This window comes from Brevundimonas sp. AVps5 (genome assembly GCF_058681515.1).
Window position 1 is genome coordinate 3093396 of record NZ_CM178740.1, and the last position, 26986, is coordinate 3120381.

25 protein-coding genes are annotated in these 26986 nt (G+C 68.1%); 14 read left to right on the plus strand and 11 right to left on the minus strand.

What is annotated here, in order from left to right:
• Window positions 1–132: 132 nt before the first annotated feature.
• The 3 genes from ACW18A_RS15690 (at window position 133) to ACW18A_RS15700 (ending at window position 4063) form a co-directional block, all read left to right on the plus strand.
• Window positions 133–2307 carry a prolyl oligopeptidase family serine peptidase gene (locus tag ACW18A_RS15690; RefSeq protein ID WP_492022639.1) on the plus strand — a complete coding sequence of 725 codons (2175 nt, stop codon included), beginning with the start codon at window positions 133–135 and terminating at the stop codon, window positions 2305–2307.
• Between the two features lie 190 nt (window positions 2308–2497).
• Window positions 2498–3244, plus strand: coding sequence for a DUF1223 domain-containing protein (locus ACW18A_RS15695; protein ID WP_492022640.1), 747 nt, complete (start codon window positions 2498–2500; stop codon window positions 3242–3244).
• 129 nt (window positions 3245–3373) lie between these two features.
• Window positions 3374–4063, plus strand: a complete 690-nt coding sequence (locus tag ACW18A_RS15700) for a hypothetical protein (protein WP_492022641.1) — start codon at window positions 3374–3376, stop codon at window positions 4061–4063.
• On the opposite strand, the gene ACW18A_RS15705 is transcribed toward ACW18A_RS15700, so the two are convergent.
• Both ACW18A_RS15705 and glpK read right to left on the minus strand, forming a co-directional pair.
• A complete protein-coding gene (locus ACW18A_RS15705) occupies window positions 4060–5136 on the minus strand; it encodes a phosphotransferase family protein (protein WP_492022642.1) in 1077 nt (358 codons plus the stop codon). The two genes, ACW18A_RS15700 and ACW18A_RS15705, sit on opposite strands and share 4 nt — an antisense overlap.
• Window positions 5133–6644, minus strand: coding sequence for a glycerol kinase GlpK (glpK, locus tag ACW18A_RS15710; RefSeq protein WP_492022643.1), 1512 nt, complete (start codon window positions 6642–6644; stop codon window positions 5133–5135). The genes ACW18A_RS15705 and glpK overlap by 4 nt, the downstream gene beginning before the upstream one ends.
• A 48-nt stretch (window positions 6645–6692) precedes the next feature.
• On the opposite strand from glpK, the gene ACW18A_RS15715 reads away from it, so the two are divergent.
• The gene (locus ACW18A_RS15715; RefSeq protein ID WP_492022644.1) at window positions 6693–7712 is read left to right on the plus strand and encodes a threonine ammonia-lyase; all 1020 of its coding nucleotides are present in this window, start codon (window positions 6693–6695) and stop codon (window positions 7710–7712) included.
• Window positions 7709–8164, plus strand: coding sequence for a MaoC family dehydratase (locus tag ACW18A_RS15720; RefSeq protein ID WP_492022645.1), 456 nt, complete (start codon window positions 7709–7711; stop codon window positions 8162–8164). Before ACW18A_RS15715 ends, ACW18A_RS15720 begins: the two co-directional genes overlap by 4 nt.
• Here the strand turns inward: ACW18A_RS15720 and ACW18A_RS15725 are convergent.
• From ACW18A_RS15725 to ACW18A_RS15735, 3 genes are read right to left on the minus strand one after another with little or no spacing between them, the layout of a single operon-like run.
• Window positions 8161–8745: a GNAT family N-acetyltransferase gene (locus tag ACW18A_RS15725; protein WP_492022646.1), complete on the minus strand. Its 585-nt coding sequence runs from the start codon at window positions 8743–8745 to the stop codon at window positions 8161–8163. The genes ACW18A_RS15720 and ACW18A_RS15725 overlap by 4 nt on opposite strands.
• Window positions 8742–9680 (minus strand): Gfo/Idh/MocA family protein, encoded by a 939-nt coding sequence (locus tag ACW18A_RS15730; protein WP_492022647.1) that lies wholly within the window; start codon window positions 9678–9680, stop codon window positions 8742–8744. Before ACW18A_RS15730 ends, ACW18A_RS15725 begins: the two co-directional genes overlap by 4 nt.
• Before the next feature lie 5 nt (window positions 9681–9685).
• Entirely contained in the window at window positions 9686–10846 is a 1161-nt protein-coding gene (locus ACW18A_RS15735; RefSeq protein WP_492022648.1) for a DegT/DnrJ/EryC1/StrS family aminotransferase, read from the minus strand.
• Window positions 10847–11023: 177 nt separating this feature from the next.
• Here ACW18A_RS15735 and ACW18A_RS15740 point away from each other — a divergent pair, with 177 nt between their 5' ends.
• Both ACW18A_RS15740 and ACW18A_RS15745 read left to right on the plus strand, forming a co-directional pair.
• Window positions 11024–11545, plus strand: a complete 522-nt coding sequence (locus ACW18A_RS15740; protein ID WP_492022649.1) for a D-glycero-alpha-D-manno-heptose-1,7-bisphosphate 7-phosphatase — start codon at window positions 11024–11026, stop codon at window positions 11543–11545.
• An 82-nt stretch (window positions 11546–11627) separates the two neighbouring features.
• Window positions 11628–12509, plus strand: a complete 882-nt coding sequence (locus ACW18A_RS15745) for an alpha/beta fold hydrolase (protein WP_492022650.1) — start codon at window positions 11628–11630, stop codon at window positions 12507–12509.
• A 151-nt stretch (window positions 12510–12660) separates the two neighbouring features.
• On the opposite strand, the gene ACW18A_RS15750 is transcribed toward ACW18A_RS15745, so the two are convergent.
• On the minus strand, window positions 12661–12885 hold the full coding sequence (locus ACW18A_RS15750; protein ID WP_492024412.1) for an alkylphosphonate utilization protein: 225 nt from the start codon (window positions 12883–12885) through the stop codon (window positions 12661–12663).
• Between the two features lie 134 nt (window positions 12886–13019).
• Window positions 13020–15059 carry an NAD(+) synthase gene (locus tag ACW18A_RS15755; protein ID WP_492022651.1) on the minus strand — a complete coding sequence of 680 codons (2040 nt, stop codon included), beginning with the start codon at window positions 15057–15059 and terminating at the stop codon, window positions 13020–13022.
• Window positions 15060–15324: 265 nt separating this feature from the next.
• Between ACW18A_RS15755 and ftsY the strand changes: the two genes are divergently transcribed.
• From ftsY to ACW18A_RS15770, 3 genes are all read left to right on the plus strand, one after another.
• Window positions 15325–16278, plus strand: coding sequence for a signal recognition particle-docking protein FtsY (gene ftsY, locus ACW18A_RS15760; protein ID WP_492022652.1), 954 nt, complete (start codon window positions 15325–15327; stop codon window positions 16276–16278).
• A 3-nt stretch (window positions 16279–16281) separates the two neighbouring features.
• Entirely contained in the window at window positions 16282–16968 is a 687-nt protein-coding gene (locus ACW18A_RS15765; RefSeq protein WP_492022653.1) for an inner membrane-spanning protein YciB, read from the plus strand.
• Between the two features lie 146 nt (window positions 16969–17114).
• Window positions 17115–17726 (plus strand): MarR family winged helix-turn-helix transcriptional regulator, encoded by a 612-nt coding sequence (locus tag ACW18A_RS15770; protein WP_492022654.1) that lies wholly within the window; start codon window positions 17115–17117, stop codon window positions 17724–17726.
• 3 nt (window positions 17727–17729) lie between these two features.
• On the opposite strand, the gene ACW18A_RS15775 is transcribed toward ACW18A_RS15770, so the two are convergent.
• Together ACW18A_RS15775 and rpe are read right to left on the minus strand one after the other, a co-directional pair.
• Window positions 17730–19553 carry a heparinase II/III family protein gene (locus ACW18A_RS15775; protein WP_492022655.1) on the minus strand — a complete coding sequence of 608 codons (1824 nt, stop codon included), beginning with the start codon at window positions 19551–19553 and terminating at the stop codon, window positions 17730–17732.
• Entirely contained in the window at window positions 19554–20216 is a 663-nt protein-coding gene (gene rpe, locus ACW18A_RS15780; protein ID WP_492022656.1) for a ribulose-phosphate 3-epimerase, read from the minus strand.
• Between the two features lie 420 nt (window positions 20217–20636).
• Between rpe and ACW18A_RS15785 the strand changes: the two genes are divergently transcribed.
• The 3 genes from ACW18A_RS15785 (at window position 20637) to ACW18A_RS15795 (ending at window position 22779) form a co-directional block, all read left to right on the plus strand.
• Complete coding sequence (locus tag ACW18A_RS15785) at window positions 20637–21020, plus strand: PadR family transcriptional regulator (protein WP_492022657.1); 384 nt, start codon at window positions 20637–20639, stop codon at window positions 21018–21020.
• Entirely contained in the window at window positions 21017–21598 is a 582-nt protein-coding gene (locus ACW18A_RS15790) for an HAAS signaling domain-containing protein (protein WP_492022658.1), read from the plus strand. Before ACW18A_RS15785 ends, ACW18A_RS15790 begins: the two co-directional genes overlap by 4 nt.
• Before the next feature lie 230 nt (window positions 21599–21828).
• Window positions 21829–22779 (plus strand): CPBP family intramembrane glutamic endopeptidase, encoded by a 951-nt coding sequence (locus tag ACW18A_RS15795; RefSeq protein ID WP_492022659.1) that lies wholly within the window; start codon window positions 21829–21831, stop codon window positions 22777–22779.
• Window positions 22780–22842: 63 nt separating this feature from the next.
• Here the strand turns inward: ACW18A_RS15795 and ACW18A_RS15800 are convergent, their stop codons facing one another.
• Both ACW18A_RS15800 and ACW18A_RS15805 read right to left on the minus strand, forming a co-directional pair.
• The gene (locus tag ACW18A_RS15800) at window positions 22843–24453 is read right to left on the minus strand and encodes an NAD(P)/FAD-dependent oxidoreductase (protein ID WP_492022660.1); all 1611 of its coding nucleotides are present in this window, start codon (window positions 24451–24453) and stop codon (window positions 22843–22845) included.
• 364 nt (window positions 24454–24817) lie between these two features.
• Window positions 24818–25750 carry a LysR family transcriptional regulator gene (locus ACW18A_RS15805; RefSeq protein WP_492022661.1) on the minus strand — a complete coding sequence of 311 codons (933 nt, stop codon included), beginning with the start codon at window positions 25748–25750 and terminating at the stop codon, window positions 24818–24820.
• 107 nt (window positions 25751–25857) lie between these two features.
• On the opposite strand from ACW18A_RS15805, the gene ACW18A_RS15810 reads away from it, so the two are divergent.
• Window positions 25858–26985 (plus strand): serine hydrolase domain-containing protein, encoded by a 1128-nt coding sequence (locus ACW18A_RS15810; protein ID WP_492022662.1) that lies wholly within the window; start codon window positions 25858–25860, stop codon window positions 26983–26985.
• Window position 26986: the final 1 nt, after the last annotated feature.

A 26986-nucleotide genomic window follows, 5' to 3' on the forward strand; every position in this document is an offset into this window, starting at 1 on the left:
TCCCCGCGGAAGCGGGGACCCAGTGCTTTCGCAAGGCATCGGCGGCTGGGACTGAGTTCTTCCTCCCATGGGGCGGCGCCGATCGCCCACAGGACTGGGTCCCCGCTTCCGCGGGGATGAGCGGAGAGTGACATGCGTATCCAATCCCTGATGGCGGCCACCGCCCTGATGGTCTTCGCCGCACCCGCGATGGCCCAGACCGCGCCGCCGCCGCACTTCCCCGCCGACCTGTCGCCGGCCGGGGTGCGCGCCGCCGACGATCATCTGGCGCTGGAGGAGGTCGAGGGGACCGAGGCCATGGCCTTCGTCCGCGCCGCCAACGAGCGCTCGCTGGCCGCCCTGACCGGCGACCGCCGCTACGAGACCTTCCGCGCCGAGGCCTTCGACATCCTGTCCTCCACCGCCCGCATCCCGGGACCGGGCTTCCTGGGCGACGGCATCGGCAATTTCTGGCAGGACGCGACCAATCCCAAGGGCCTGTGGCGCCGCACCACGCTGGACAGCTATCGCACCGACAGCCCCGGGTGGGAGACCCTGATCGATGTCGACGCCCTGTCCCGCGCCGAGGGTGTGGACTGGGTCTGGAAGGGCGCACGCTGTCTGGCCCCCGACGAGACCCGCTGCCTGGTCTCCCTGTCCGAAGGCGGCAAGGACGCCGTCGTCGTCCGCGAGTTCGACACCCGCGCCAAACGGTGGATCGAGGACGGATTCATCCTGCCGGAGGGCAAGCACCGGCTGGAATGGTCCGACATCGACACCCTTCTGGTCGCTTCGGACTTCGGACCCGGCACCCTGACCGAGAGCGGCTATCCCTTCATCGTCAAGCGGTTGAAGCGCGGCCAAACCCTCGCCGACGGGATCGAAATCTATCGCGGCGACATCTCCGACGGCGGCTACGGCGTCAGCCCCTCGGTCTATCGGAACGGCGCAGGCGAGGTTCAGGCGATCCTGATCAGCCGCCCGCTCGATACCTATCGGTCCGAGACCTGGCGTCTGAACGGCGGCGTCGCCATCCGCCTGAACCTGCCGGAGCGGGTCGCCATCCACGGGGTCCAGAACAACCGGTTGATCGTCGGTCTCGACGAAGCCTGGGATCGCGGCGGCTTCCCCGCGGCCGAGGGGACCTTGTTGTCCCTGTCGCTCGACAACCTCGCCCAGCCCACCATGCCGCCGCCGTCGCCGGACAGCGACCCGGAGACGATCTTCAAACCGACCGCTCGCCAGTCGGTGCAGGACGTGGCCGTTCTCGATGACGACATCGTCGTCGGCATCGCCGACAACGTCGTCGGCACGCTGCGCCGCTTCGCCTTCGGTCAGGGCGGCCGGGCGGCCTGGAGTTCGGCCCCCATCGCCGCCCCCGCCAACAGCGCCGTCGGTATCGGTGACGTATCGCGCGGCTCGGGGCGGATGTTCGTCTCGACCCAGGGCTTCCTGACACCCCCGACCCTCAGCCTGCTGGCGGCCGACGCAGAAGAACTGACACCGCTCAAGGCCGGGCCGGCCCTGTTCGACGCCTCCACCCATGTGGTCGAACAGTTCGAGGCGACCTCCTCGGACGGGACGAAGATCCCCTGGTTCCTCATCCGTCCGAAGGACGCCCCGATGGACGGCTCCACCCCGACCATCATGTTCGGCTACGGCGGCTTCCAGGTCTCCTTCCCGCCCGCCTACAAGCCGGAGCTGGGCAAGCTGTGGCTCGAGAACGGCGGCGCCTACGTGGTCGCCAACATCCGGGGCGGCGGCGAGTTCGGCCCGGCCTGGCACCAGGCCGCCCTGCGTGAACACCGCCAGCTGGCCTTCGATGACTTCGCCGCCGTGGCCCGCGACCTGGAGACGCGCGGCGTGACCTCGGCCCGTCGCCTCGGCATCTACGGCCGGTCGAACGGCGGCGTCCTGACCTCGGTCTCGATCACCCAGCATCCGGAGCTCTACAACGCCGCCGTGATCGAAAGCCCCCTGATCGACATGCTGCGCTATCAGGACCTCCCGGCCGGCGCGTCCTGGATCGGCGAATACGGCGACCCGCGCATCCCGGGCGACGCCGCCTTCATCTCGCAGTACTCGGCCTATCAGCAGCTGCGGCCCGAGACGGACTATCCGCGTCTCTACATCACCACCAACACGCGCGACGACCGCGTCCACCCCGGCCATGCGCGCAAATTCGCCGCCCGCCTGGCCGACCAGGGCCACGACCACCTCTATTACGAGGAGACCTCGGGCGGGCATTCCAACGACGCCGACCCGGTGGCCAACGCGCGGCGCTGGGCGAGGCACTACGTCTACCTCAGTCAGCAGTTGATGGATTAGCGATCCTCCCCCATCGGGGGAGGGGGACCGCGAAGCGGTGGAGGGGGCCCAGGCCAGACACGGTGTGTGCGGCTGGCCCCCTCCGTCACGGCGCGAAGCCGCGCCGCGCCACCTCCCCCGGCGGGGGAGGAATGAGGTTCACGCGAAAATGAGGCGCGCGCCGTCGCCGACCCCGCTAGGACTCCCACCCATGAAGGCAAGGAGCATCATCGTCGCGGGCATCGCCGCCCTGGGGCTTCTGGGCGCGGTCGGTTCGACCGCCCAGCCGGCCGGCGCGCGGTCCGTTCGCCGCGATGCCCCGCCTCCCGAGCCGGTGGTGGTCGAGCTGTTCACCGCCCAGGGCTGTTCGGGCTGTCCCGCCGCCAACCAGGTGGTTGAGGGCCTGGCCGAGGAGCCGGGTGTCATCGCCCTGACCTACGCCGTCGACTACTGGGACTACCTCGGCTGGCCCGATACCTTCGCCAGGCCCGAGTTCGCCCAGCGCCAGCGCGCCTATCAGACCGCCATGCGTCTGCGGAACGTCTATACCCCCCAGGTCGTCATCGACGGACGCCGTCAGGTCTCCGGCGCCGAGGGGCCGGCGGTCCAGGACGCCGTCGACGAGGAGGCCGCCCGCCGTGTCTTCCCGCCCCAGGTCCAGTTCCGCGAGAGCGGTGACCAGGTCGGGGTCGGCTCCGGTCGGGCACCTCCGGGCGGGGCCGACGTCTGGGCCGTCGCCTACCGGCCCGGAACCCAGACCGTGACCGTGGCCGGCGGCGACAACCGGGGCCGCGCCGTGCGTCACGTCAATGTGGTCCAGAGCCTGACCCGGCTCGGCGAATGGACCGGCCGTCCGATCCTGCTCGACCTGCCTGAGGCCGCCGATCCCCAGGACAAGGTGGTGGTGATGGTCCAGTCCCGCGGAGACCGCCGCATTCTCAGCGCCGCAGCACGTTGACGCGCCTCATGGTTTGGAACGCCCAAACCCTTGGCGCCCCTATCAGTTTCGGTCACTGTCCGCAGAGACTTGATCGTCGCTAATGGCGATCCGCCGCCATCCCATGGCGGCGCTATCGGGGGAGTAAAGATGGTTGAGCGCGCGGGTCGGGTCGTCGGGGGACAGGCCCCCATCGCCGCCGCGTTCGCCATCGCCGTCTCGGTCCTAGGCCTGACGGCGGTGCCGGCCGGATCCCAGGTCCAATGGCCGCCTTCCGCCCCCGACCCCGATCTTGAAGCCCGCGCCATCACCCAGATGGTGACCGCCGCCGAGGTCGCCGCCTGGGCCCGCGGGCGCCGCGACGCATCGGCCATGATCGTCGCCGCCCGCATCCTGGGGGACATCCCCACCCGCCGCGAGAACGGCGACGAGCCCTTTCTGACCCATCTGGTCCTGCTGGAGGAGGCCGAGACCTTCGCCGGGGGCGACCGGTTCCTGCTGGACCAGATTTCGCGTGTCAGGTCTCCGGAGAAGGGGGTCCGCGCCTCGCCGTTCGGCGCCGGCCCCATCGTCGTCGTGCGTCGCCTGCGCGCTCGCGAGACCTACAGCTTCACCATCGAGGCGCGGCGCAACGAGGTTCTGCGCGTGGCCGCCATCGGCGACGGCGATACCAATATCGATCTCATCTTGAGGGACCAGAACGGCACCGTCATCTGCTCCGACGGTTCGCGCGACCATTATCCGGTCTGCACCGTCGCTCGCCCCCAGGCCGGCCCGATCCGTATCGAGATCGTCAACCGCGGCGAGGTCTGGTCGCGGGTGCAGATCCTGACGAACTAGGCCCCCGCCTTCACCGCGAAGCTCCACGCGGCCCTGGCCAGCGGGGTCACCTGTTTCGCCGTCTCGATCGCATGCGCCGAGGAGGCCGTGCCGTCGCGCACCCGTCCGGCGATGCCCTGACAGATCGCCGCCAGCCGGAACAGGTTGTAGGCCATCAGCCAGTCGATGTTCTGCGGCGCGCCCAGACCGCTGCGCGCTGTATAGCGTTCGATCGTCTCCTCGATCGTGGGAATGCCGAGCGAAGGCAGGTCCAGCCCGCCCAGGCCGTTCCGCACCGTCGGCGGCAGGACCCAGCCGATCAGCAGATAGGAGAGATCCGCCATCGGATCGCCGAGCGTCGACAGTTCCCAGTCCAGGACGGCCCGGACCTCGGGCGCGTCCGGGGCCATCATCAGATTGTCGAGACGGAAGTCTCCGTGGACAATCCGGGCCGGCCCCTCGGGCGGCAGCCCCTGCGGGAGCCAGTCGATCAACCGGTCCATCTCCGGGATCGGATCAATCTCGGAGGCGCGATACTGTTTGGTCCAGCGTCCGACCTGACGCGCGAAATAGTTTCCCGGCTTGCCGTAGTCGGCCAGTCCGATCCCGGCCGGATCGAATCTGTGCAGGTCGGCCAGGGCGTCGGTCTGGGCCTCGAAGATGGCGCGGCGCTCGGCGGGCTCCATGCCGGGCAGTTTCAGGTCCCACAGGACCCGCCCCTCGACCTTGCTCATGACGTAGAACATCGAGCCGATCACAGCCTCGTCCGTGCACAGGGCGTAGGGTCGCGCGACCGGGTAGCCCTGCCTGTAAAGAGCGGACGTCACGGCGAACTCGCGGTCCACGGCATGGGCCGAGGGCAACAGAACCCCCGGCGGCTTTCGACGCAGCACATAGGCCGCGCCCGGCGTGGTCAGTTCATAGGTCGGGTTCGATTGGCCGCCCTTGAACTGGCGGATCGTCAGCGGCCCGGCATAGCCCTCGACCCTGGCGGTCATCCAGGCGTCCAGCGCGGCCTCGTCGAGCCGGTAGCGGGGATCGACCTCCCGTGTTCCGGAAAAGGCGGCCTGGGGATCTGTGGCGATATCAGTCATTGCGCGGCGACAATGGCGGCCTTGATCGCGCGATGCCAGCCCCCCAGCAAGGCTTCGCGCTGCTCGGCCGACATGCGCGGTGTCCACACAGCCGGAGCCTCCCCGTTCCTCGGCTCCAGGTCCTCGATCAGCCCCACGCCGAGCGCCGCCAGCCGCGCGGCCCCCAGCGCCGTCATCTCCTGGAAGGCGGGCCGTTCGACCGTGACCTCGCAGATGTCGGCGACGAACTGCATGGCGAAGGCATTGGCCGTCACCCCGCCGTCGACCTTCAGCACGCTGAACGGCGGCGCCCCGTCCCTGGCCAGGGCGTCCAGCAGGTCGCGCGTCTGATAGGCCAGGGCCTCCAGCGCCGCCCGCACGAAATGGGCGGGCCTGGTATCCCGGGTCAGGCCGATCACCGCGCCCCGCGCATCCGGCTCCCACCAGGGCGCGCCGAGGCCCGTGAACCCCGGCACCAGATAGACCCCACCATTGTCCTTCAGCCCCTGCGCCACGGCCTCGGACTGGCGGCTGTCCGGGATCATCCCGACCCCGTCTCTCAGCCACTGGATCGCTGAACCCGCCGAGAAGATTGACCCCTCCAGCGCCCAGGCGACGGTGTCTCCGACCTGATAGCCGAGTGTGCCCAGCAGACGGCTCGACGACGCCACCGGTTCGGCCCCGACATTGGCCACCAGGAAGGCACCGGTACCATAGGTGATCTTGGCGTCGCCGGGCTTCAGCGCCCCGTGCCCGACCAGGGCCGCCTGCTGATCGCCCGCCGAGCCCGTGATCGGCAGGGTATGCCCGAACAGCGCCGCATCACTCTCCCCTGCCCGGTCCGCGCAGCCGACGATGCGGGGCAGGGCGACCTTGGGAACCTTGAACAGGTCACACAGGTCGTCGCGCCATTCCCGCGTCTTCAGGTCCATCAGGGAGGTGCGGCTGGCATTGGTCGCATCGGTGACGTGGCTGGCGCCGTTCGTCAGCTTCCACACCAGCCACGAGTCGACCGTCCCCAGCTTCACCTCGCCCCTGGCCGCCCGTTCCCTTGCGCCGGGCACGGCGTCCAGCAGCCAGGCGAACTTCGTCGCGGAGAAATAGGGATCGAGGATCAGCCCGGTCGTCGCCTGCACCATGGCCTCATGCCCCTCGGCCGCCATCCGCGCGGAGACGTCGGCGGTCCGCCGGTCCTGCCAGACGATGGCCCTGTGCAGCGGCTCCCCGGTCGCGGCGTCCCACAGCACCGAGGTCTCCCTCTGGTTGGTGATGCCGATGGCGGCGAACCGGCCGACGCCGCCGGCCTTCCTGATCACCTCGCGACAGGTCTGCAGCGTGGCGGACCAGATCTCGGCCGCGTCATGCTCGACCCAGCCGGAGTGGGGGAAATGCTGCTCCAGCGCAATCTGGCTGACCGCCACCGGATGTAGCCCCCTGTCCTCCCGCAGTTCGAAGGCGATGGCCCGGGTCGAGGTCGTGCCCTGGTCGATGGCGAGGATACAGGTCGTCATGGCTTGAAGCGTTTCCATCTTTTCGCCACCTTACGCGGACGAACGGGATCGGGTTAAGTGGGTCCCATGTCCGACCGCACCGCTTCCTATGAAGGCGTCCTCGACGCCGCCCGCCAGATCGCCCCGGCGGCGGTCCGCACCCCCCTGATTGAAAACCCGGCGCTCAACGAACGGATGGGCGGCCGCGTCCTGCTGAAGGCCGAGACGATGCAGGTCGCCGGGGCGTTCAAGTTCCGGGGCGCCTACAACCGGATCAGCCGTTTCAGCCCCGCCGAGCTGGCCGCCGGCGTCGTCGCCTTCTCGTCGGGCAACCATGCCCAGGGCGTGGCGGCGGCGGCCAGGCTCATGGGGACCAGAGCGGTCATCGTGATGCCGGCCGATAGCCCGGCCATCAAGATCGCCGGTGTGAAGTCGTTCGGCGGTGAGGTCCGCCTCTATGACCGCTGGAAAGAAAGCCGCGAGGAGATCGGTGCCCAGGTGGCGAAGGAGCGCGGCTCCGTCCTCGTCCCTCCGTTTGACGATCCGGATGTGATCGAAGGTCAGGGCACGACGGCTCTGGAGCTGCTGGACCAGGCCGACGGCCCGGTCGACCAGCTGCTGTGCTGCTGCTCCGGCGGCGGACTGATGGCCGGCATCAATCTGGTCATGGAGGCCCGCAGTCCGCAGACCAGGACCTGGGCCGTCGAGCCGGAGGCCTATGACGACACCGCCCGCTCCCTCGCTGCCGGCGAACGGATGAGCCACCCGCAGGGCCCGCCCTCGATCTGCGACTCGCTCCAGACCCCGATCCCCGGCGTCCTGACCTTCCCGATCAACCAGCGCGTCCTCTCGGGCGCTCTCGCGATCAGTGATCTGGAGGCGGCGGAGGCCGTCGCCTACGCCTTCCGTACCCTGAAACTGGTGGTCGAGCCCGGCGGGGCCGCGGCCCTGGCCGCCGTCCTTGCCGGCAAGATCGAGACGAAGGGGCGCACCACCGCCGTCATCCTGTCCGGGGGCAATATCGACCCCGGCCTGTTCGCCGACATCATCGAAGGCCGGTTCCAACCGGCCATAGCCAGCACTTCACAATCGGGAGCCACCGCATGACCAGGACCTCAGACCTTCAGTCGCTCATCGGGACCGAGATCGGCGTCTCGGATTGGATTCTGGTCGATCAGGCCCGGATCGACGCCTTCGCCGAGATCACCGAGGACCGCCAGTTCATCCACATCGATCCGGTGGCGGCGAAACAGACCCCGTTCGGCGGCACGATCGCCCACGGCTTCCTGACCCTCAGCCTCGCCTCGGCCATGTCCTATGACGCTGTGGAAAAGCTGGAAGGCGTGGTGATGGGCGTCAACTACGGCTTCGACAAACTGCGCTTCCTCGCCCCGGTCCCCGCCGGATCCAACGTCCGCGGCCGTTTCAAACTGCTCTCGGCCGAGGACAAGGGCGGCGGCCGCTGGCTGTTGAAGCACGAACTGACCGTCGAGATCGAAGGCGCGGAAAAGCCCGCCCTGATCGCCGAGTGGCTCAGCATGCAGATGGTCGGCGGCTAGGCGAAACCCGCCAGCCGTTCGTCCAGTTTCGCCCGCACCGCCGGCCATTCTTCCGCCAGGATGGAGAAGATCACCGAGCTGCGCACCCGGCCGGTCCAGGTGATCTTGTCGTTGCGCATCACCCCTTCGCGCACGGCGCCCAGTTTCGCCATCGCCGCCTGGCTGCGCAGGTTGATCTGGTCGACCTGGAAGGAGACGCGAGCCGCCCCGCAGGCGAAGGCGTGCTCCAGCAACAGCCGCTTCGTCGCCGGGTTCACCACACCGCCACGCGACGACGGCTGGTAGTAGGTGGTGCCGATCTCGACCGCGCGATTGGCCGGGTCGATGTTGATGAAGGTCGACAGGCCGACGACCTCGGCTTCGTGGATCACGGCGAACGGAACCCGCCTCTCCTTCGCCTGCTGCTCCCGCATCGCCTGCCAACCGCTGTCGAATTGGTCGCCGCCCAGCGAGGTGTAGTAGAAATTGGGCCACAGCTCCGGATCGGCGTCGCACGCCAGCCTCAGCGGTTCCTTGTGCCGGTCCTCGAATGGCTCCAGCCGGACGAAGTCGTTCTCGAGGACCGCCGGCTGAAGCTTCATTCCCCCAGACATCTCAGCGCCACTTCCAGGTTCCGCATCCCGTCCTCGCCGGTCACCGCAGGCGTCTCGCCGGTGCGGATGGCGTGGGCGAAGGCTTCCAGCTCCTTCTTCAGCGGCTCGTTGGGCCAGCTCATCACGCCGCGCGTGGAGTAACTGCCGTCCGGCTGCTGGCCGAAATATTCGGTGACCTGACGCGTCATCAGGTCGGCGACGACGAATTTCGACTGGGTCGCGACCTGCAGGGTGCGCGTCTTGTAGGGGGTGACCCAGTTGGTCGTGATGTGGGCGATCACGCCATTCTCCAGCCGGAACTGGAGCAACGCCGTGTCCTCGCGGTCGGCGCGGGTGCGGGACAGCTGTGGCTGGACCTCGGCGATCTCCGAGCCGGTCAGATGGCGGATGATGTCGATGTCGTGCACGGCCAGGTCGATAACCACTCCGACCTCGCCCATGCGCGGCGGGAAGGGACCCACGCGGGTGATCTGGATGGAGATGACGTCCTCGCCCTCGATGGCGCGTTTGACCGCCTCCACCGCCGGGTTGAACCGCTCGACCTGACCGACCATCAGCACACGGTTGTTGGCCTTGGCGGCGTCGATCATCCGCTGGGCGTCGGCCACGGTCGCGGCGATCGGCTTTTCGACCAGCACATGGACCCCGGCTTCCAGCAGGGCGACGCCGAGGTCGGCGTGGTGATGGTTCGGGGTGGCGATGACGGCGGCATCCAGCCCGCCCGCGACGAACTCGGCGGCGGTCGTGACCGGTTGGGCACCATAGGCGGCGGCGACGCCCTCGGCGACCACGGCGTCGGGATCGAACACCAGGGCCAGGTCGATGTCGCGCATCTCCGACAGGACGCGGGCATGGTTTCGTCCCATGACGCCGGCACCGGCGACGCCGGTCCGGATCGGTGCGAGCAGGTGGGTCGGGTTCATGGCGATCAGCCCCTGTAGGATGCGACGGCGGCGACGATCCGGTCCTGGGTCGCCTCGTCCAGATCGGAGTGCATCGGCAGGCTGATGACCGCCTTCATCTTGGCCTCGGTCACCGGCAGCCCCTGCGGTCCGCGCGGGTGCATGTCATAGGCCGGCTGCAGGTGCAGCGGGATCGGATAATAGACCGCCGACGGCACGCCCTGGTCGCGCAGGTGTGCCGCCAGACCGTCCCGGTCCGGATGCTCGATCGTGTACTGGGCCCAGTTGGAGACATTGCCGTCGGGCAGATACGGCACGGCCGCGACGTGCGGGGCCAGCAGTTCATTGTAGCGGGCGGCGATCCGCGTGCGCCACTCGATCTCCTGGGGGAAGACCTTCAGCTTCTCGATCAGGACAGCGGCCTGCACCGTGTCCAGACGCGAGTTCATCCCGACCCGCATGTTCAGATATTTGGTGTCGTGCTCGAACGTCCGACCCACCAGATCCTTGGCCACCGCCTTGCCGTGCACGCGGTAGCTGTCGATCTCCTCGGCCAGATCATCCTCGTCGGTCAGAACCGCCCCGCCGTCGCCATAGCAACCCAGGGGCTTGGCCGGGAAGAAGCTGGTCGTCGTCACATCGGCCCATTTCAGGGGATGGTCTCCGTCGATGGTGCAGCCGAACCCCTGGGCCGAATCCGCGATCAGCTTCAGACCGTATTTGTCGCAGATGGCCTTGATGGCCGGATAGTCGGCGGGCTGGCCGAACAGGTCGACGGCGATCACTACGCGGGGCCTCAGCCTGCCCTCGGCGATGGTGGCCTCGATGGCCGCCTCCAGGTGGCCGGGGTCGATGTTGTAGGTGCGGGGGTCGATGTCGATAAAGACGGGCGTCGCGCCCAGCCACGGCACGACCTCGGCGGTGGCGCAGAAGGTGAAGCTGGGGACGAACACCGCATCCCCGGGCCTAAGGCCCCAGGCCATCAGCGGCAGGGCCAGGGCCTCGGTGCCGTTGGCGCAGCCCAGGGCATGTTTCGCGCCGCCGAACGCCGCCAGCGCCGTCTCGAACTCGCGCACCGGCGGGCCCATGACATAGGCCCCGCTCTCGACGACGGCCATCATGGCGGCCTCGATCTTGCCGCCCAGACGGCGGCGCTGGGCCTGCAGGTCGATGAAGGCGATGCTCATGGGGGAACCTCTCTCGAAACGGGTCGGCGCATTTCCCGGATCAGGGGGCGGCCTTCGAAGATGGCCGCCGTCTAACCCGCCCGACGCTGCAACGCCAAACACAAGGGGGTCACTTCGCGTTGCGCCTTGCAACGGACGCTCCTATCCAGTGTCCCTTCGAACCGGGAGTCGACCGACTTGAACACCGCTCCGCCGACCCATCCCGCCGTCTTCCTTGATCGCGACGGCGTCCTGATCACCGACAGCGGCTATCCGCATCTGGAAGAGCATCTGGTCCTGATCCCCGGCGCGGCGGAGGCCGTCCGCCGGCTGAACGCGCTCGGCTATCTGGTCGTCATTGTTACCAACCAGTCGGGCGTGGCTCGGGGTCTGTTCAGCGTTGAGCAGATGGAGGCGTTCAACACCCTGCTCGTCCGCCGGTTGATGGCGAGAGGCGCCCGTATCGCCGCTGTCTACGCCTGCCCCTTCCACAACGAGGCCGAGGACCCCCGGTGGTTCCACCCGGATCATCCGGACCGCAAGCCCAATCCCGGCATGATCCTGCGCGCCATCGCCGACCACGACATCGATCCGGCCCGCTCCTTCCTGATCGGCGACCGTCAATCCGATCTGGAGGCCGCGCGCCGCGCCGGCATGCCGGGCTTCCTGTTCGAGGGCGGCGACCTGGATCATTTCGTCCGCGACCTTCTCGGCGGCTGAACGAAATTCGCTGGCCTGTTCACCGGGCGATGAAATAGTCTGACCGGAACGCGGGGGCGTTCTGTTTTGGGAGTGCGCCGTCATGGCTGAACAGCCTCTGTATTCCGAGCGTCGCTGGACCTCGTCCGACGGGCTCAGCCTGTTCGCGCGGGACTATCCGGGTGCGGATGGTCCCGCGAAACTGCCGGTCATCGCCATCCACGGCCTGACGCGCAACTCGGCTGATTTCGACGCCATCGCTCCCCTGATCGCGCGCGGCGGCCGCCGGGTCCTGGCGCTGGATGTGCGCGGGCGGGGCCGGTCGGATCGCGCCACCGACCCCATGACCTACCTGCCGCCGGTCTATGCGAAGGATGTGCTCGGCCTGCTGGAGGTCGCCGGGATCGAGCGCGCCGTCTTCCTCGGCACCTCCATGGGCGGGCTGATCACCATGGCGATCTCGGCGCTCAAGAGCCGCGTCGTCGCCGGCGCCATCCTCAACGACATCGGCCCCCAGGTCTCGCCCGAGGGCCTCGCCCGCATCGCCGCCTATTCCGGCCAGCCGGTCGACACCCCGACCTGGGCCGCCGCCGCCGCCTATGCGAAGCGGATCAACGAAGTTTCCCTGCCGCACTATACGGACGCCGACTGGGACGTCTTCGCCCGGCGCACCTTCCGGGACGGCACCGAGGGCTCGCCCGTCCTTGACTACGACCCCGACATCGCCGTCCCGATCCGCGCCGGCGGGGCCAGGGCCCTGGCCCCAAACCTGTGGCCCTTCTTCCGCCGACTGGCCCGCAAACGCCCGACCCTGTTGATCCGGGGCGGAAACTCCGACCTGCTGGGCGCCGACATCGCTGCGAAGATGCAGAAGGCCGCGCCGGACATGCGCTACGCCGAGATCCCCGACATCGGCCACGCCCCCATGCTCGACGAGCCGGAGTCAAAGGCCGCGATCTTCGAATTCCTCCGGGACGTGCCCTGACAACCCTCGCCCGTTGGGAGAGGGCTTGAGCGCACGACGGCTTGCCGTCGTCCTGGCGCGAAAGGGTGAGGGCCGTGCGTCACCGGTCAGACCCGACCCTCATCCGTCTCGCTTCGCTCGCCACCTTCTCCCACCGGGAGAAGGAAAAAGGTCACGCCTTCCGCACGAACTCCGTACGCAGGACCAGGCCGCGCACCTTGTCGACATTGGCCTCGATCTCGTCGGTGTCACCGGTCAGGCGGATGTTCTTGACCAGGGTCCCGCGCTTCAGCGTCACCCCGCCCGATCCCTTGACCTTCAGGTCCTTGATCAGGGTCACGCTGTCGCCGTCCGACAGGATGTTGCCGTTGGAGTCCCTGGTCGGATCGTCGGTCATCTGCAGTCGGCTTTCGGCGGTGGAGGTGGGCAGGGGGTGAAGAGTGCTGGTGCCAGTGAGCCAGTGCATCAACCGCACCCGTGCTCGCTCACCAGCACTAGCACTGTTCACCCCACCCGACCCCACCCACGTCCTCACGGAACATTCGCGTCCAACTCATCCAGCCACACCCGCGCATTCCCGTCCGACGGCGCCCGCCAGTCGCCGCGCGGCGACAGCGACCCGCCCGTCACCACCTTGGGCCCGTTCGGCAGGGCCGAGCGCTTGAACTGGCTGGTCTGGAAGAAGCGCACGAGGAATTTCCGCAGCCAGCACTTGATGGTCGCCAGATCGTACGCCACCCGATCCGCCTCCGGATGATGCGCCGGCCAGTGCCCGCGCGCCGCGTCGCCCCAGGCCTGATGGGCCAGATAGGCGACCTTCGAAGGGCTCATGCCGAAGCGGGTGATATGGAACAGGAAGAAGTCGTTCAGCGCATAGGGGCCGACCGTCTCCTCGGTCGACTGGATCTTTCCGTCCGCTCCCGCCGGAACCAGCTCGGGCGAAATCTCCGTGTCCAGAATGGCGTGCAGAACGTTCGCGGCCGATGCCATGTCGTCCCGCTGCGCGACCCAGCGGATCAGGTGCCGGATCAGGGTCTTCGCCACCCCGCCGTTGACGTTGTAGTGGCTCATATGGTCGCCGACCCCATAGGTGGCCCAGCCCAGGGCCAGCTCCGACAGGTCGCCGGTCCCCAGGACGAAGGCCCGGTTCCGGTTCGCCAGCCGGAACAGATAGTCGGTCCTCAGACCCGCCTGCACATTCTCGAAGGTGATGTCGTGAACCGGTTGTCCGTCCGCATACGGATGTTTGATGTCCTTCAGCATCCGCTCGGCCGCCGGGCGGATGTCGATCTCCTCGCCCGTGACCCCCAAAGCGGTCATCAGGGCCCAGGCGTTCGACTTCGTCCCGTCCGAGGTCGCGAACCCGGGCATGGTGAAGCCCAGAATGTTCGTCCTCGGCAGCGTTAGCCGGTCGAACGCACTGCAGGCCACCAGCAGGGCCTGGGTCGAATCCAGACCGCCCGAGACCCCTATGCACAGCCGCCCGGCGCCCGTCGCCGTCATCCGCCGCATCAACCCCTGGACCTGGATGTTGAAGGCCTCGAAACAGTCCTGGTCCAGACGGGCGGGATCGTCGGGCACGAACGGGAAGCGGTCGAGGGGGCGGATCAGCCCGCCCGTGTCCCGCTCTTCGGCGGCCTCGAACGGGATCACCGTCGCCGCCTCGCCCTCAATCCGCGCGCAGTCGGCGAAGGTGCCGTTGCGCAGCCGGTCCATGCCGATCCGCTCGACGTCGATATCGGCCACGGTCAGATGCGGCGTCATCGCGAACCGCTCACCCTCGGCCAGTTTCGCGCCGAGCTCGTGGATGGTCGCCTGCCCGTCCCAGGCCAGGTCGGTGGTGCTCTCGCCCCATCCCGAGGCGGCGAAAACATAGGCCGACAGGGTCCGGGCCGACTGGCTGGCGCACAGCACGGCCCGCTCGTCGGCCTTGCCGATGACGATGTTGGACGCCGACAGGTTGAGAAGGATCCGTGCCCCGGCCAGCGCCGCCCGCGTCGACGGCGGCAACGGGGCCCAGAAGTCCTCGCAGATCTCGACCGCGAACACGAAGCCGGGCCGGTTGGTCGCCTCGAAGATCAGGCCGGGTGCGAAATCCAGGCGCTCGCCGCCCAGGGTGACCGCGTCCTCGCCTCGCGACGCCGCCGGCGCGAACCAGCGTTTCTCGTAATACTCCCGATAGTTCGGCAGATAGGTCTTGGGCACGACCCCCAGGACCGTCCCGCCGCCCAGGACGACCGCGCAGTTGAACAGGGCGTCGCCATTGCGGATCGGCGCCCCGACCACGGCGACCAGCCCGGCCTCATCGGCGGCCTCGGCGATGACACCGACCTGCCGCTCCACCTCGTCCAGCAGCGCGGCCTGCATGTGCAGGTCGTCGATGGCATAGCCGCTCAGCGACAGCTCCGGGAACACGATCAGGTCCACGCCCTGTTCGCCCGCCTGTTTGATCAGGGCGACGTGCTCTTCCACGTTCGCCTTCGGATCGGCGATGTGAACCACCGGGGTCGCTGCCGCGACCCGGACGAAGCCGTGGGTGCGAGACGAATGGAAGGGGTGGATCTTGGCCAAGGCACGGTCCTCGATGAGTTATGCTCATATAGAGCCAAAGGCCCAGGGTCCCAAGCTACTCCCTTCTCCCCTTGCGGGAGAAGGTGGCAGCCGAAGGCTGACGGATGAGGGGTCACGCAGGACACTGGAGTGGGGGCTGGCAAAGCTGACTTCGATGTCAGCGAAACCCCTCATCCGACATCGCTGCGCTCGGCCACCTTCTCCCGCAAGGGGAGAAGGAACGGGAACACGTGACGCGGCCTCACTCCCCCGCTAAAGCCCTCCCATGAACGATACGCCCAAGAAGGGCTGGTTCCAGCGCCTCAGCCAGGGACTGGCCCGCTCCAGCCAGCAGATGACCGAGACGGTCGTCGGCGCCTTCGTAAAGGAGCCTCTGTCCGAGGCCGCCCTCGAGGGTCTCGAGGAACACCTGCTGGAAAGCGACCTCGGCCCCGCCGCCACCGACCGTATCGTCGCCCGCTTCCGCGACCTGCGCTTCGGTGCCAACCCCTCCGAGCGCGAGGTCAGGGAGGCCCTGGCCGAGGCGGTCGCCGCCGAACTCCTGCCGCGTCAGGCGAGCTTCGACCCGCTCGGGCCCGACGGCGTCGGCGGCGGGATCAAACCGTTCGTCGTCCTGTTCGTGGGCGTCAACGGCTCGGGCAAGACCACCACGCTCGGCAAGATCGCCGCCGATCTGACGGGCAAGGGCGCCCGGGTGATGATCGTCGCCGGCGACACCTTCCGCGCCGCCGCCCGCGAACAGCTCAAGGTCTGGGCCGAGAGGGCCGGCGCCGATTTCGAGAGCCGCCGCGACGGCGCCGACCCCGCCGGTCTCGCCTTCGACGCCTATACGAAGGCACGGGCCGAGGGGTTCGATGTGGTCCTGATCGACACCGCCGGCCGGCTGCAGAACAAGTCCGCCCTGATGGACGAACTCCTGAAGATCGTTCGGGTGCTGAAGAAGATCGATCCGGACGCCCCACACGAGACCCTGCTGGTCCTCGACGCCACCGTGGGCCGCAACGCCCTGGCCCAGGAACAGATCTTCGGCCGCACCGCCTTCGTCTCCGGCCTGGTCATGACCAAGCTGGACGGTACGGCGCGCGGCGGGGTTCTGGTCCCCGTGGCCCAGGCGTCGGACGCCCCCATCAAGCTGATCGGGGTGGGCGAGGGGATCGACGACCTGCAACCCTTCGATGCCCGCGCCTTCTCCCGTTCGCTCGTCGGCCTCGAGGACTAGACCATGACTGAGCAGAGCGCAGCCCCGCACAAGAAGCCGCCGACCTGGATCCGTCAGGTCGTCGATTTCGGGGCGCTCGCCGCCTTCGCCGCGACCTTCATCTTTTTCCGCGCACGCGGTCTGCCGGGCGACGAGGCCCTGGTCCACGCGACCTGGGGTCTGGTGGCCGGTTCGGTCGTCGCCGTGGCCGTCGGCCTGATGGTCGAGAAACGTCTGGCCCTGATGCCGCTGCTGGTCGGTGGTTTCGCCCTCGTCTTCGGCGTCCTGACCCTGGTCTTCAACGACGACCTGTTCGTGAAGCTGAAGGTGACGGTGCTCAACGCCTCGCTCGCCGTGGCCCTTCTGGGCGGTCTCTGGCTGGGCAAACAGCCGCTGAAGGCGCTGCTGGGCACGGTCATCCCGGTCAATGACTCGGCCTGGCGCATCCTGACATTCCGCTACGGCCTGTATTTCGCCGCCGTGGCCCTGACCAATGAGGCGATCCGGTCCGAGGCCCTGGTCGGCTGGGCCGCCGCCCGGCTGGGTTACGCCCACATCGATCCGGCCGACGTCTGGGTCAGTTTCCGCGGTGTTCTCTGGATCGCCTCGTCCGTCTTCGGCCTGTCGCAGGTGCCGCTGATCATGAAGAACCTGATCTCGGACGACCCTGTCGATACGTCCGCGCCGGCTCGACCGGACACTGCACCCTGAGTTCGACCCGACCTGCGCTCAGGTCGTGAGCGACCGCGTCGCGAACATAGCGTCCGAAAGATAACAGCCTGGCCCGGCCGGGCCAGGCTGTCGTTAAACCGTAAAGCCTGACTGATAATCCTCCGCATACGGCAAGGGGATACGGTATGGTCAAATCCGGCAAACAGGCGCGACGGTCCGGCACGCTCGCCGAATCGCCCAGCCATCTGATGCACCGCGCCCTCCAGCTGGCGCTCGACATCTATTCCGAGGAAGCCGGTGACGGCGGTCCGACCCAGCGTCAGTTCGCGGTCATGGAGGCCGTCTCCGTCAAGGAGGGCCTGACCCAGACGGAACTCGTCCGGGCCACGGGCATCGACCGTTCGACCCTGGCCGACCTCGTCGCCCGTATGACCACCAAGGGGCTGCTGTCGCGCGAACGTTCGACGCTGGACGCCCGCGCCAAGGCCGTACGCCTCTCGGCCGAGGGCCAGGCCCTGCTGGATCAGGCCCGTCCCCGCGTCGAGGCCGCCGACAAGCGGATCATGGGCCTGCTGCCCAAGGGCAAGCGCGACGGCTTCCTCGAAATGCTGGCCGAGATCGCCGCTGCCGCCGACGCGGCTCCCGATGTCGAAAAGGCCGAGGCCAAGGCCCTGAAGAAGGCCGCCAAGGAAGCCCGCAAGGCCGAGAAAGCCGCCGGGAAAGCCGTAAAACCGAAGAAGGCTCCCAAGCCGCCCAAGGTCAAGAAGGCCAGGGTGGTCGAACCGGTCGCCGAATAGACTTCAGTTCGGGTCGCCCGCCGCGCCCGCCGGGCTCAGCTTCCAGCGGATCTTGGTCTCGGCGTCGGTGCGCGCCGAGCCGCGCACCACGACCTGCAGCGACCGCCGCGTCAGACCCTCGTCGACGTGCACCGACGGTTCGATGGCCACGTCCGGACCATCGGTCCGGAACCACCAGCCCCGGCCGGAGTGTCCGCGCAGCAGGATCGACCGGCGATCGCGCGCCAGCGAGGCCTGCACCCCCGGCTCGAGGTGGAAACGTACGGCATAGGGGGCAGCGATGACCCGGACCACATCGCGGGTCCCGGCGGCGGGATGCAGCCGCTCCTCGGCCCTGAGTTCGTCCAGCCTCTGGTCCAGATAGAGCCGGCGCTGGTGCATCAGACCGAAGGGCTGGGCCCAGGCGTCGTGTTCGACCTCCAGCCAGACCGCCCCGTCGCCGTCCCGGCGCTCCGACGTCACATGATAGGGCCGCCCGTACAGACGCGCGCCAAGAAGCTCGCCCTTCCAACCGCCCAGGGGCTCGGCAAAGGACTGTTCGCCCAGGGTCAGGGTCGAATGGCCGGGCGTCAGTCTCAGGCCCTGGCGGTCGGCGGCGCGGGGCGTCCAGCCGCAGCCGGTGACGATCCGGTCCTTGCCGCAGACGATCTCGAGCGCCAGCGGCTGGGCGCAGGCCGCCTCGGACCAGGCGCCTCTCCCCGGCGATCCCGCGTCGGTCATGATGGTCAGCAGCGGCGAGCGGATACGGGCCAGGCCCCCGACCGAGCCCACGGCCCCGGCCGTCGCCTCGGCGTGTTCGTCATGGGCGCGCGCGGCCGCGACCCTTGCCGGACTGGACGGCCCCCCGCCCTGGAAGCCCGCCAGCCGCCCGTCGGGCAGGACCTGTAGCCGCATCGCGGTGGTCAGGCGGATGATTGCCCCGCCCATGGCCTCGGGCGCCGGCTCCGATAGCTGAGACAGGGCGTCATCCAGGGTCAGCAGGTCGAGCAACAGCTCCATCCCGGCCTCGGGCGACCGCGAGGCATGGCCCCCGTCGCCCCCGACCGTGATCCTCAGCGCCGCCGGCAACCGGCCAAGCGCCGCGCGTCGCAGGCTCGCGCCTGCCGGTCCCGCCAGCACGCAGCCGGCCACGGCTGCGGCGACCAGCCGCTCGGCCTTGCCGGCCAGTCCCCCCGGCGGTCGCAACAGCTGGCGCGCCTGACGCCCCACGGTATCGGCCAGCCTCAGCCGGTCGGCCTCTGACGCCACCGCGCCCATTTTTTTCGCGGCGCAGGCCAGGTTGCAGACCCGCCGCGCCAGGATCTGCGGCTCCCAGGCGAAGGGCGACCAGCGCGAGAAGGTGTCAGCCCAGGCCAGGGTCAGCCGCAGCGCCTCGCGTGCGCCCCGCTCGCCCTGCAGCATCAGGCCGGGCATCCAGGCGAAGGCGTGCAGGTCGACGGCGAAGGCCTTCGACGGGCTCGGCCGGTTCCACGGATCGGCCGGAGCCTCGGCCTCCAGGTTCGATCCGGCCAGGGGGAAGCGTCCGCCCAGAACGGCCTTGCCCAGATTGATGTCGGCGGGGCGGAAATCGCGTGGCGTGGCGGCGAAGCCCGTCGCCTTGCTGAGCCCCAGCGTCATCGTATAGCCGGGCAGGCCATAGAGCTCGATCCACATCTGGCGGGTCAGCATCCGCCCCGCGACGGCGGGCCAGAGGGCCGGTCCGGTCGCAACGCCGCTGGAGCGGACCGGCGTCCGCACGGGCGCCCCGCGCAGGCCCGGGATGGCACCGCCCTCGCCGACGTTTGCCGTGGACGGACTGCGGCCGGCGAAGGGCCCGATCGGATTCACCTAGGCAGCCTTGATGGCGGCGATATTGGCCGCATAGGCGTCCGGCCCGCCCTTGAACACGGCGGTCCCGGCGACCAGGGCATCGGCCCCGGCGGCGACGCAGGCCCCGGCATTGGCCGCCGTCACCCCGCCGTCGATCTGCAGGTGGGCCTTCGATCCGGCGGCATCGAGGATGGCCCGCGTCCGCTCGATCTTCTTCAGGGTCGTGGGAATGAAGGACTGGCCCCCGAAGCCCGGATTGACCGACATCAGCAGGACCAGGTCCACCAGATCGACCACCTCTTCCAGAATGGACAGGGGTGTGCCGGGGTTCAGCACCACCCCCGCCTTCGCGCCCAGCTGCCGGATCCGGCCCAGGGTCCGGTGCAGATGCGGCCCGCTCTCGGGATGGACGGTCAGGATGTCGGCGCCCGCCTCGCGATAGGCGTCCAGCCACGGATCGACCGGCGCGACCATCAGATGCACGTCGAACGGCAGGGTCGTGTGCGGCCTCAGCGCCTTCACCACATCCGGGCCGAGGGTGATGTTGGGCACGAAATGGCCGTCCATCACATCGACATGGATCCAGTCCGCGCCGGCGGCCTCCAGCGCCCGCACCTCCTCGCCCAATTTGGCGAAGTCCGAGGCCAGGATGGACGGGCAGATCAGGGGCGTGTTCGGCATGGTCCGGGGATAAGGCGGGATGGCGTCACGGGCAAGGCGTGGGAGCCAAAAGGCCCCTCACGTCGACCCCGTCATTCAACGGGAGGTCACCATGCGGGTCGGTTCCGGATGAACGTTTTCCACCCTGGGCGACCCTGAGAGGGTCCGCTTTCGGGCGACCGATCGAAAGTCCGCTTTCCACCTGGCACGCTCTGACCGATCCCGACCCTTTGTGGATGTTCGACACACAAACTTCGCGGGTCCGAAATTGGCTCAAGGCGGCGGTTGGGAACGTCCGCTTCAGGCAAGTATCCACTCGATCTGAGGCACCTGCACCGCCCGGGGCCGGCTGAAACCGGACGGGGAGGGGTAACTTCCGCTCTGCCGACCTGAGTTGTCAGTTCCCGAGCGACACTTGCGATATCTGAAAAACTGTATATCTTGCATTACAAGATGTCGCAGAAACAATACCCTGAACCCGGTCCCGAAGCGGTCCAGCGGACCCAGATGCTGAAGGGCCTGGCTGAGCTGGCGCTGCTGAGCCTGTTAGCCGAAGAGGCCTGTTACGGGCTCGAAATCCTGGAGCGCCTCCGTAGCGACGCTGGTCTTCAACTTGCCGAAGGGGCCGTCTACCCCCTGCTCCACAGGCTCGAGAAGTCGGGCTGGACCGCGGCCGAGTGGCGGCTCGACCCGCAGAACGGCCGTCCCAGGAAATACTACGCGATCACCGATGCCGGGCGCGAGGAACTGCGGGCCCAGCGCGCCAGCTGGTCAGAGATGTCTTCGCGGCTGACCCATTTTCTTGAAAGGAGAGTCCGGCCATGACCGATCAGGTCGAGCTTGAACGCTGGCTGAGCCGTCTTGGCTGGGCGCTGGGCCATCTGCCGGTGCGCGAGCGCGACGACATCGTCCGCGAGACCCGGTCCCACATCGAGGACCGGGTGGCTTCGGGTGGATCCGTTCAGCAGGTCCTGAGCGATTTCGGTCCGGCCGAACGCCATGCCCGCCGTTTCGTCGACGAGATCGAGGCCTATGGGGCCCTGGGATCCCAGCGCGTCGGCGACCTCGCCCGATTCGTGGCCAATCGCGCACACCGAAGTGTCGGCGCCGCCATCGCCCTGCTGGCCCTGATCCTGCTGGCCATCCTTGCGGGCGTCACCGTCCTTGTGGTGGCGCTGAAGATCCTCGACCCCGTCCATGCGGGTCTTTGGACCGGCCCCGGGACAGCGTTCATCGGAGTCATCGATGACCCGGCCTCAGCCCGCGAGCGTCTTGGGCCCTGGCTTTTTCCGGCGGCCGGCGTGGTTCTGGCGCTGATCTTCATTACGGGCAGACTGCTTCTGTCTTCGGTCGTCCCGCAGCTGACGGCGCGGCGGGATCGGCCCCCGACAGGATCGGGGTGACTCCTCCCGATCCGGCGCGGCCACCTCCTTGACCCCGGACGTCTCGGCACCTGTCTTGTCCCGGTCGCGGCGGTAACACCCTTCAGGACCGGCCGGGCAACGGGTTCACTCCCTCATGTGTCGTTTGGGGCACCTGCCGCGAGCAGCATGGTTCGCGGCAGGGTCGGCCGCGCAATGCCTCTTCCGAACCCCTCGGCGGCCTGCGCCGCCTGTCTTCGCGGAGCAGCCTCATGCCTGAATCATCATCTCCGGCCGCCGCCCCCCATGCGGCTCTCGCTATGCGCTGGCGATCGATCGCACTTTTCACAGGACTGGCCCTGGCCCTGTCCTGGACCATGCAGATCGTCGCCGTTCAGCTCTGGGGCCTGGACAGTCCGCCGACCTTCACCATCCTCGTGGCCGTCATGTGGTCGCCCAGCCTGATCACCCTGGCCTTCATCGTCTTCAACCCTGCCGCGCGTGCAGGCCTGCTCTGGAAAGTCGGCCGTGTCGCCTATCTGCCCATGGGCGTCTTCGTGCCGACCATCATCGCCTTCGTGATCCTCGCGATTCTGGTCGGCAGCGGGATGGCAACGTCGGGATGGTTCGCCTTTGAAGTGCGAGGAGTCACCATAGGCGGGGGCCCATGGGTTCTGGGCGAGGGTTTCCAGGCATGGCCACTCTATCTGGGCAATGTCGCCGCGACGGCCGTTGTCTTCTCCGTGATAAACCTCGTGAGCGCAACCGGCGAGGAGTTCGCCTGGCGCGGCTTCCTGCAGGGACATCTGATCCGCCGTATCGGCGTGACCCGGGGCATCCTGCTCCTTGCCGCCATCTGGTGGGCCTGGCACGTGCCCATGCTGCTCGCCGGCTACAACTATCCCGACTATCCGATCCTTGGGACCTTCGTCCTGTTTCCGCTGCAGACCCTCGGCCTGTCCTTCTTCTTCGGCTGGCTGACCATCCGGTCCGGCAGTTTCTGGCCGGCCGCCCTTGGGCACGCGGCCTTGAATTCCATCCAGGAGGGCATCATCAGTGATCTGCAGCTCGAGGTGCCGAGACTCTATCTCGACATCCTGCGCATCGCCCTCGGTCTCGCCGTCGCACTGGTCTGCTGGCTCAGCCTGCGGCGTGATCCAGCGGCGTCTGGCGGTGGTTTCAGTCAGCGAACTGGCGGTGCCGCCTCGCAGAATGGGGCTTAGGCACAAAGCGGTCAGGGTGGGAATGACGGACTCCCCCCCTGGTCAGACATCGACCCTGTCCGCTTACGCCGCCTCGCCGACCATCGACCGGGCGACGGCCTCCGCCACCTTGATCCCGTCGACGGCGGCCGAGAGGATGCCGCCCGCATAGCCCGCGCCTTCGCCGGCCGGGAACAGGCCGCGCACGGTCAGGCTCTGGAAGTCGGCGCCGCGCGTCATGCGGATGGGGGAGGAGCTGCGGGTCTCGACGCCCGTCAGAACCGCCTGGGCGTCGTCGTAGCGGGCGATCTTGCGGCCGAAGACGGGCAGGGCCTCGCGCATGGCGGCGATCACATAGTCGGGCATCAGCGGCGCCAGATCGGTCGGCCGCACCCCCGGCTTGTAGCTGGGCACGACCTCGCCCAGGTCGGTCGAGGCGCGCCCCGCCAGGAAGTCGCCGACCAGCTGGCCGGGCGCGAAATAGTCGCCGCCACCGGCCGCATAGGCGGCAGTCTCCAGCTCGCGTTGCAGTTCGATGCCCGCCAGCGGGTGGTCGCTCCCGTAATCCTCCGGCGAGATACCGACCACGAAGCCGGAATTGGCGTTCCGCTCGTTGCGCGAATACTGGCTCATGCCGTTGGTCACGACGCGGCCGGGCTCGCTGGTCGCCGCCACCACCGTGCCGCCGGGGCACATGCAGAAACTGTAGACGGTGCGGCCGTTGCTGCAGTGGTGCGACAGCGTATAGGCCGCCGCGCCCAGATCGGGGTGTCCGGCGCAGGGGCCGAACATCGCCCGGTCGATCCACGACTGCGGATGCTCGATGCGGAAGCCGATCGAGAACGGCTTGGCCTCGATATCGACGCCCCGCTCATAGAGGGTCTGGAAGGTGTCGCGCGACGAGTGGCCGATGGCGAAGACGACATGGTCGGCCTCCAGCGTCTCGCCGGTGTGCAGGCGCACGCCCCGGATGGTGCCCTTTTCCAGCTCGATATCGGTGACCCGGTGCTCGAACCGGTATTCCCCGCCCAGGGCCTCGATCTTCTCGCGCATGGACTCGACCATGGTCACCAGGCGGAAGGTGCCGATGTGCGGGTGGGCGTCAGTCAGGATCTCCTCCGGCGCCCCGGCCGCGACAAACTCATGCAGCACCTTGCGGGCCAGGAAGCGTGGATCCTTGATCTGGCTGTAGAGCTTGCCGTCGGAGAAGGTCCCCGCGCCGCCCTCACCATATTGCACATTGGATTCCGGGTGCAGCTTGCCCGTGCGCCACAGCGCCCAGGTGTCCTTGGTCCGCTCCCGCACCACCTTGCCGCGGTCGAGAATGATCGGCCTGAAGCCCATCTCGGCCAGGATCAGCCCGACGAACAGACCGCAAGGCCCCGCCCCGATCACGACCGGCCTCAGGCGCTGTTCCTTCGGCGCGACCGCGACATGCCGATAGGCGACGTCCGGCGTGGGCTGAACGTGCGGGTCGTTGGCGAACCGGGCCAGCACCGCCGCCTCGTTCTTCACCTCGACGTCGAGGATATAGACCTTCAGGATCGCCGACTTCTTGCGCGCGTCATGCGCCCGCTTCCAGACCGACCAGGAGATCAGGTCGTGCGCCGGCACGCCCAGACGCGCGGCGATCGCGGCGGGCAAGGCCTCCGGCGCGTGGTCGAGGGGCAGTTTGAGTTCTGACAGGCGCAACATCGGCGGCCTTGTAGCCGCTCGCGCCGCCGAGCGCATGAGGAAGATCCGCGTCACCTTCGCGGCGAAAACACAAAGCCCGCTCCCCGACCGAGGCCGACCCGGGCAACGGTCGCTCCCGGCGCGGCTGTCCAATGTCTGTATTCCGACATTGGGCCAATGACGGGACCCGACCCTGAACAGGCCGTCGCCTTACGTGACCGCCGCCTGAAACGCCTTCAATCTCCAGCCTCACCTGATCCGCAGACCGACCGCTTCGCCTGTTCCGGGCCGAGGCCCATCGGACGTGGGCGGCTGCGACCGCCGCAGCCCCCGATCGGACCGGGGAGCCGGAGCTAGGGCCGGGGGCTGGTGCGGCTCGGGCGATCTAACCTGTCCGTTCCGATCTGACGTCGTCGAAGCGTCCTGGCATTTCTTGCACACACAAATCCACGAAGGCGCGCACCTTCGCAGGCACAAAGGATGATGCCAGATAGACGGCGTGAAATTCGACGGGCGGAATTATCCAGTCGTGCAGAAGGAGTTGCAGCGTGCCTGCAGCGACCGCTTCGCGCACCGAAAAAAGCGGCAGCACTGCAACTCCCGCTCCGGCCAGCACAGCGGCGCGCATGGAGGTGACTCCGTCCAGCCGAAGCGCGGCATCAAAACTCAGCGTCTCGGTCTTGCAGCCGTTTGTGAACGGGACGGAGTTGTCGATCAGGAAATGTGAACCAAGCAGCCCCACCCACGGCCAGGCTTCAAGGTCGCCCGGTTTCTCCGGCATGCCCAGTTTCTTCACCAGCGCAGGTGCTGCGACCAGTACCCGCGGATTTTCCAGCAGACGTTTGGCGACGAGCCTGTCGTCGGTGATGGCGCCGACCAGCACGCCGCAATCAAATCCTTCCTCGACGAATTTCACCGGGCGATTTGTGACGTGCATTTCCGCGGTCAGTTGCGGGCATTGTTCGCGCAGCCGAGCCAGCAACGGGGCAACATGGTACTGGCCCATGTCAATCGTTGTCACAACGCGTAGATGCCCGCGCGGCGCGGCATGTTCACCGTTCGCGCGCAGCGTGACGGCTTGAACGTGGTCGAGGATCTCCCGCGCATCCACGAGCAGGCGTTGGCCCGCCGCCGTTAGACTCATGCTGCGGGTGTCACGCTGCACAAGCGGGGCGTCGAGGAGGGACTCGAGCTGCTGGAGTTGCCGGCTCAACGTCGGCTGGGTGGTGTGCATCGAGCGCGCCGCTGCCGAAATACTACCGGCCTCAGCAATTCGCACGAAGGTTCGTAGCAGGTTGAGGTCGTCGAGCGAGGCCATACGCGCAGAGTATAGCAGACATTCGCATGAGCCGTCTTCTAAGAACACTGGTGCGTGGATCTAATAGACCGGTGAACATATTCAACACCGGCCCGGTTGGAGCCCCCATGACCCGTACTGCCCTTTTTCTCTGCCTCGGTGCTGCACTGGCCGCCACCCCGACCGTGGCCCAGCAGACTTCGGGGGTGCCGCCCCTGCCTGCGACCCTCGCCGCCGCGATGGAGGGCAAGACCGTCCCGGCCGTCGGCGTGCTGGTCATCCGCAACGGCGAGGTCGTCGATCAGGCGGTGGCCGGGATTGACGCGCTGGGGTCGGAGTCGCCGGCGACCATCGACGACCTCTGGAACCTGGGGTCCGACAGCAAGGCGATGACGGTCACGATGATCGCCCGACTGGTGGAACGGGGCGTGCTGAGCTGGGAAGCCCCCTTGTCGGAGATGCTGCCCGACCTGGCAGCGGAGATGCGACCGGAATATCGCGACGTGACTCTGGTCGACCTGATGTCGCATCGGGCGGGCCTGCCCGAGAACCATAGCGACGAAGCCTATTTCCGGACCTTCTTCACCGATACCCGGCCGCTTCAGGAACAACGTTTGGCCTATCTGCGCCTGGCAGTCGCAGATGCGCCGGTCGGCCCGACCCGAGGCGAGCCCAGCTATTCCAACACCGGCTTGATTCTGGCGGGTGCCATTGCCGAACAGGCGACCGGAAAATCCTATGAGACGCTGATGCAGGAGGAGGTTTTCGGCCCTCTGGGCATGACCACCGCTGTCTTCAACCAAATCCCCGACGCCGGCGAGACGACCGGCCACATCGATGGGCGGATGTCTGTCGCCGCAGACGGGAACCCACAGATGATCCTGCCCGCAGGCGGCGTGCGCATGACCCTGGCCGACTGGGCGAGGTTCTGTATCGACCAGATGGCCGGCGAAGCGGGCCGCGGCAAGCTGCTCAAGCCTGAAACCTATCGGCTGATGCACACGCCGCGCGGCGACAGCATCGTGGCCATGGGTTGGGGCGTCCCGCCGCAGATCTCCGGCCGGGCCGGTCCCGCCCTCACCCACGGCGGCTCCGACGGCAACTGGTTCGCTTTCGTGGCCCTGTTCCCCGGCAGTGAGAACGGCGTGCTCGCTGTGGCCAACGCCGCTGAAACGATGGGCGGCGAGGCGGCCGTCAAGGCCGCAGCCCGCGCCGTCATCCAGACCCTCGCCCCGGCTGTTCCGCCCGCACCGTGAC

Bases quoted from the DNA above. Each gene is read 5' to 3' on its own strand.
- ACW18A_RS15695 (WP_492022640.1), top strand. From the start codon at position 2,498: ATGAAGGCAAGGAGCATCATCGTCGCGGGCATCGCCGCCCTGGGGCTT.
- ACW18A_RS15745 (WP_492022650.1), top strand. From the start codon at position 11,628: ATGGCTGAACAGCCTCTGTATTCCGAGCGTCGCTGGACCTCGTCCGAC.
- ACW18A_RS15705 (WP_492022642.1), bottom strand. From the start codon at position 5,136: ATGACTGATATCGCCACAGATCCCCAGGCCGCCTTTTCCGGAACACGG.
- ACW18A_RS15810 (WP_492022662.1), top strand. From the start codon at position 25,858: ATGACCCGTACTGCCCTTTTTCTCTGCCTCGGTGCTGCACTGGCCGCC.
- ACW18A_RS15750 (WP_492024412.1), bottom strand. From the start codon at position 12,885: ATGACCGACGATCCGACCAGGGACTCCAACGGCAACATCCTGTCGGAC.
- ACW18A_RS15730 (WP_492022647.1), bottom strand. From the start codon at position 9,680: ATGAACCCGACCCACCTGCTCGCACCGATCCGGACCGGCGTCGCCGGT.
- ACW18A_RS15735 (WP_492022648.1), bottom strand. From the start codon at position 10,846: ATGAGCATCGCCTTCATCGACCTGCAGGCCCAGCGCCGCCGTCTGGGC.
- ACW18A_RS15690 (WP_492022639.1), top strand. From the start codon at position 133: ATGCGTATCCAATCCCTGATGGCGGCCACCGCCCTGATGGTCTTCGCC.
- ACW18A_RS15770 (WP_492022654.1), top strand. From the start codon at position 17,115: ATGGTCAAATCCGGCAAACAGGCGCGACGGTCCGGCACGCTCGCCGAA.
- ACW18A_RS15715 (WP_492022644.1), top strand. From the start codon at position 6,693: ATGTCCGACCGCACCGCTTCCTATGAAGGCGTCCTCGACGCCGCCCGC.
- ACW18A_RS15800 (WP_492022660.1), bottom strand. From the start codon at position 24,453: ATGTTGCGCCTGTCAGAACTCAAACTGCCCCTCGACCACGCGCCGGAG.
- ACW18A_RS15700 (WP_492022641.1), top strand. From the start codon at position 3,374: ATGGTTGAGCGCGCGGGTCGGGTCGTCGGGGGACAGGCCCCCATCGCC.
- ACW18A_RS15790 (WP_492022658.1), top strand. From the start codon at position 21,017: ATGACCGATCAGGTCGAGCTTGAACGCTGGCTGAGCCGTCTTGGCTGG.
- ACW18A_RS15765 (WP_492022653.1), top strand. From the start codon at position 16,282: ATGACTGAGCAGAGCGCAGCCCCGCACAAGAAGCCGCCGACCTGGATC.
- rpe (WP_492022656.1), bottom strand. From the start codon at position 20,216: ATGCCGAACACGCCCCTGATCTGCCCGTCCATCCTGGCCTCGGACTTC.
- ACW18A_RS15805 (WP_492022661.1), bottom strand. From the start codon at position 25,750: ATGGCCTCGCTCGACGACCTCAACCTGCTACGAACCTTCGTGCGAATT.
- ACW18A_RS15795 (WP_492022659.1), top strand. From the start codon at position 21,829: ATGCCTGAATCATCATCTCCGGCCGCCGCCCCCCATGCGGCTCTCGCT.
- glpK (WP_492022643.1), bottom strand. From the start codon at position 6,644: ATGGAAACGCTTCAAGCCATGACGACCTGTATCCTCGCCATCGACCAG.
- ACW18A_RS15720 (WP_492022645.1), top strand. From the start codon at position 7,709: ATGACCAGGACCTCAGACCTTCAGTCGCTCATCGGGACCGAGATCGGC.
- ftsY (WP_492022652.1), top strand. From the start codon at position 15,325: ATGAACGATACGCCCAAGAAGGGCTGGTTCCAGCGCCTCAGCCAGGGA.
- ACW18A_RS15725 (WP_492022646.1), bottom strand. From the start codon at position 8,745: ATGAAGCTTCAGCCGGCGGTCCTCGAGAACGACTTCGTCCGGCTGGAG.